The sequence below is a fragment of the Chitinophagales bacterium genome (assembly GCA_020636535.1).
Lineage (GTDB): Bacteria > Bacteroidota > Bacteroidia > Chitinophagales > JADIYW01 > JADJSS01.
The window spans coordinates 1-4,396 of the sequence record JACJXT010000006.1 but is presented as its reverse complement, the minus strand read 5'-3'; the positions used below and the strand labels follow the sequence as shown (position 1 = coordinate 4,396).

Annotated in this window: 4 protein-coding genes; all 4 read left to right on the top strand. The window is 28.6% G+C overall.

All coding sequences use genetic code 11. From position 1 onward, the window contains the following. Positions 1-12: 12 nt before the first annotated feature. Positions 13-1,203: an N-acetyl sugar amidotransferase gene (locus H6553_00260; GenBank protein ID MCB9032247.1), complete on the top strand. Its 1,191-nt coding sequence runs from the start codon at positions 13-15 to the stop codon at positions 1,201-1,203. Between the two features lie 6 nt (positions 1,204-1,209). Continuing rightward, on the top strand, positions 1,210-2,028 hold the full coding sequence (locus H6553_00255) for a carbon-nitrogen hydrolase family protein (protein MCB9032246.1): 819 nt from the start codon (positions 1,210-1,212) through the stop codon (positions 2,026-2,028). 51 nt (positions 2,029-2,079) lie between these two features. Beyond that, positions 2,080-3,705 (top strand): hypothetical protein, encoded by a 1,626-nt coding sequence (locus H6553_00250; GenBank protein ID MCB9032245.1) that lies wholly within the window; start codon positions 2,080-2,082, stop codon positions 3,703-3,705. Then, the coding region (locus tag H6553_00245; protein ID MCB9032244.1) for a hypothetical protein at positions 3,702-4,396 on the top strand (695 nt) is incomplete at its 3' end. The genes H6553_00250 and H6553_00245, both read left to right, overlap by 4 nt.

Genomic DNA, 4,396 nt, shown 5'->3' with positions numbered 1-4,396 from the left:
ACTTAAAATAATATGGTAATTGTAAGCGGATTTCAAAGAGATATTAAATACCAACGGTGCAATAAATGTATTGCAGATGCAACTATTCCAGGAATTTCCTTTAACAAAAATGGCACTTGTTCTCTTTGCGAATTTCATGATAAACTTTGTAAAATTTATCCAGAAAATGAAACTAGTTTGAATCTATTACATACCAAAATTGAAAAAATAAAACAAGAAGGGAAAAATAAAAAGTACGATTGTGTTATTGGGATAAGTGGCGGTAGAGATAGTATTTATTTATTATACATTGCTGTAAAAGAATATGGGCTTCGACCTTTAGCTGTACATTTTAATGATGGTTTTGACAATCCAACTGCTGGAGAAAATATGCTAAATGCTACAAGAAAGCTGGGTGTAGAACTACGAACAATTACCTCAGATTTTAGAGAATGTAAAGACCTAAAAATAGTAGATTTAAAAGCATCTACTCCCCTATTAAACAATGGAACAGATGTTGGTATTGGTGCTGCTCTATTTAGTGTTGCATATAAAGAAAATATAAAAACAATTTTATATGGGCAAAGCTTCAGAACTGAAGGAATACGCCCAATTGCTTGGGCATATTTTGATGGAGATCATTTAAGGGCCATTCATAAAAAATTTGGCACATATCCTTTAAAAAAATGGGAGCCTCATAATGCTGGTTATAATCTTGGAATTAAAGAAATGTTTTATTATTCTATTATTCATCGAATTAAAACTTTCGCTCCATTTTATTATTATCCTTACGATAGAAAAACTGCTGAAAAAATCATTTCAGAGGAATTAGACTGGGTATATCCAGGAGCACATTATTTTGATGATTTATATTGGAGTTTAATAACGATGGTCCATCGAAAGAAATTCAATATAGATTTTAGATTAATAGCCTATTCTGCATTAATTAGAAGCGGACAAATGGATAGAGATTATGCATTAAAAGCTGTTCAAGAAAAATATATTATGGAAGATGATAAAGTAATCGACCTTTGTATAAAAAGATTAGGAATAACTCGAACTGAATTTGAACAATACATGCAACTTCCACCACAAAACTTTTGGGATTATCCTAATAGTTATTCAATAATGAAACTATTCAAATATCCGATTTGGATTGCTTGCAAATTAGGTATATTTACAAAAGTTGTATATCAGAAATATTTTGGATTACCTTTTAAATAAAACAAAATGACTGCTAGAATAGCAATGGCTCAATTATTAGTAGAAGGTGGAGAACCAGAACGAAATTTAGAAAGAGCTCAAAAGTTAATTGAAAAGGCAGCTACTCAGAATGCAGAAATTGTTTTATTGCCAGAAACAATGGATTTAGCATGGACACATCCTTCTGCATTTCAAGAAGCAGAGCATATTCCAGGTAAACGTAGTAACTTTTTTTCTGCTCTTGCAAAGAAACATAATATCTTTATATGTGTTGGACTCACTGAATCTGAAAACACCTATCGATATAATACTGCAATTCTAATTAATAATGAAGGAAATATTATCCATAAACACAGAAAAATAAATTTATTGGAAGTTGAATTTCCATATTATGATCCTGGAAATAGTTTGAGTGTTATTGATACTAAATTTGGAAAAATTGGCATTAATATTTGTGCTGACAATTATTATGATTCCATACATTTAGCACGTTCATTAGCACACATGAATGCTCAAATTATCTTATCTCCTTCATCATGGACTGTTGAACATTATATTACTGAAGAAACAAATCCTTATCATGAAAAATGGATTAAACCTTTAACAACAATAGCCAAACAATATGAAATTCCATTTATTTCTACAACTAGTGTTGGATATATAGTTGGTGGTCCGTACGAAGGAAAAAAAATGATAGGCTGTTCATTAGCTGTTGATAAACAAGGAAACTATATTCAAGGTGAGTTTAATGAATTTGCAAGTGACTTAAAAATTATTGATATTGAACTTGGCGATAATAAATATAAAGGCGTTCAATATGGCAAAAGAATATCAACTTTTACATAACAAATTCAATTAATTTTAATACTATTTTACATTACTACAAATAGCAAAACAATGTATATACTCGGAATAAATGGTGGATTTAGACAAGGCTATCAAGATGTAAGTGCTGTATTGATTAAAGATGGCGAAGTCATTGCTGCAGTTGAAGAAGAGCGATTAACTAGAGTAAAATTTTCTGCTGGAAAATTACCCTACTTATCCATAATTGAAGTACTAAAAATTGCTAATATTAGTATTCAAGATGTAAGCATTGCTGCATTTCACGGAAGTACTTGGCAACCTGATTTTTGCTTTAAAATCAAACAATATTTTGAACAACATTTTGGTTATGCACCTCTAGTAAAACTATATCATCACCATGATTGCCATACGGCAAGCACTTTATATGCGTCCAACTTTACGAATGCTCTAATTTTTAGTTATGATGGTTCCGGTGATGGTATTTCATTTCTAGTTTCCGTCTGGAATAATAATATTTTAGAAACTATATATAGAGTTGAAAGACCAAATAGTTTGGGAATATACTATTCATTAATTACGCAATATTGTGGATTTACAAGAGATAGCGATGAATACAAATTAATGGGATTATCAAGTTATGGTAACAGAAATGCTTTTGATTTTTCTTTTTTGTTAAATGTGCAAAATGGAGAAATAAAATTAAATCAGGAATATTTAATTAAAATACTACCTAATCAACCTTCTGCCCATAGAGATGAGATGTTATTTAATGAACTATTTGAAGAAAAATTGGGTAAAAAAAGAAGAATTCCTAAATCTAATTTTGATAATTTTTACAAAGACATTGCAGCTTCAGCACAACAACATTTTGAAGACTGTTTATATAAAATGATAGCGTATTATGCAAAGAAAACCAATATAAGTAATGTGTGTTTATCAGGTGGAAGTGCATTAAATTGCGTTGCCAACCAAAAAATTATGAATTCAGATTTTATTGATGATGTATATATTCAACCCGCTTCTTCAGATGCCGGAATTTCTTTAGGTGCTGCATGGTTGGCTTGTATAGATAATAATATAAAACCAATTGCACCCCAAAATACTTATTTAGGGACCAGATACAGTAATAATGAAATTGAATTTATATTAAAATCTTGCAAAATAAATTATACTACACTAGAAAATCCATCAAGTATTGCAGCAAAATTAATTGCAGAAAATAAAGTAATTGCTTGGTTTCAAGGTTCTATGGAATTTGGACCGAGAGCATTGGGCAATAGAAGTATTCTAGCGAACCCTTGCCATCCTACAATGCAAAAGATTGTCAATGAAAGAATTAAGTTAAGAGAAAGTTTTCGTCCTTTTTGTCCAAGTGTATTAGAAGAAGATATTGAACAATATTTTATTGGCAAGAAAAAACATTCACCTTATATGACGATAACATATCAAGCTAATGAATATGCTCAAAAACATATTAAAAGTGCATTGCATATAGACAATACAGCAAGAATACAAACCGTTACGCATATACAAAATGAAAGATTTTACTTACTTTTACTTGAACTAAAAAAACTAACTGGACATGGCGTTGTATTAAACACAAGTTTTAATTTAGCACATGAACCAATTGTATGTACACCACGTGATGCCTTAGCTACTTTCTTTAGTTCTGGGTTAGATGCTTTAGTAATAGGAAATTTTTTAATAGAAAAATGAAAAAAAAAATAATTTATGCAATATTAATTATAGCAATATTAATTACATACACTTATATTACTATTTCATTACCCGCACTTAAAAATTTTATTGATGATGGTGATATATTTAGTTCTGTCGCTAATGGCATATGGGTTGGTATTTCCAAAGAAGAAATAAACCAAGGAAGAATGGACTTCTTAATAGGAATAGAATTCTATTTATTAAATTTATTTACAGACATAACCAATATAAATAATATAAAAATATATTTATTATCATTTTTCTTTATACTACTCATTACGATATTCTTTCTTACATACAAACACCTAAAAACATATAAATTATTAACACTAACAACATTAGTATTAATAATATTATCTAGCCCTTTTTTATTAATCTTCAATAAGTTTTTAATGTCAGAAAGGTATATTCTACTATTTAATATAGCACTCATTGCTCTAATAATCTCTTTCTTAAAAAAAACAACTTATTTAAAAATATTACTAATAACAATAATAATAAATATAAATATATACTTAAAAGAAGTATATATAATTCAAATCATAATTATTGCACCTTATTTTTATTTTTTATTTAAAAAAAAGGGGGAAATAAAATTTCTAAAAATATCGATATTTTTATTTACGTCATGCATTATATTTATTGCTCTATACGTATTTATTAGCATTCCTAACACCATTGATAAATA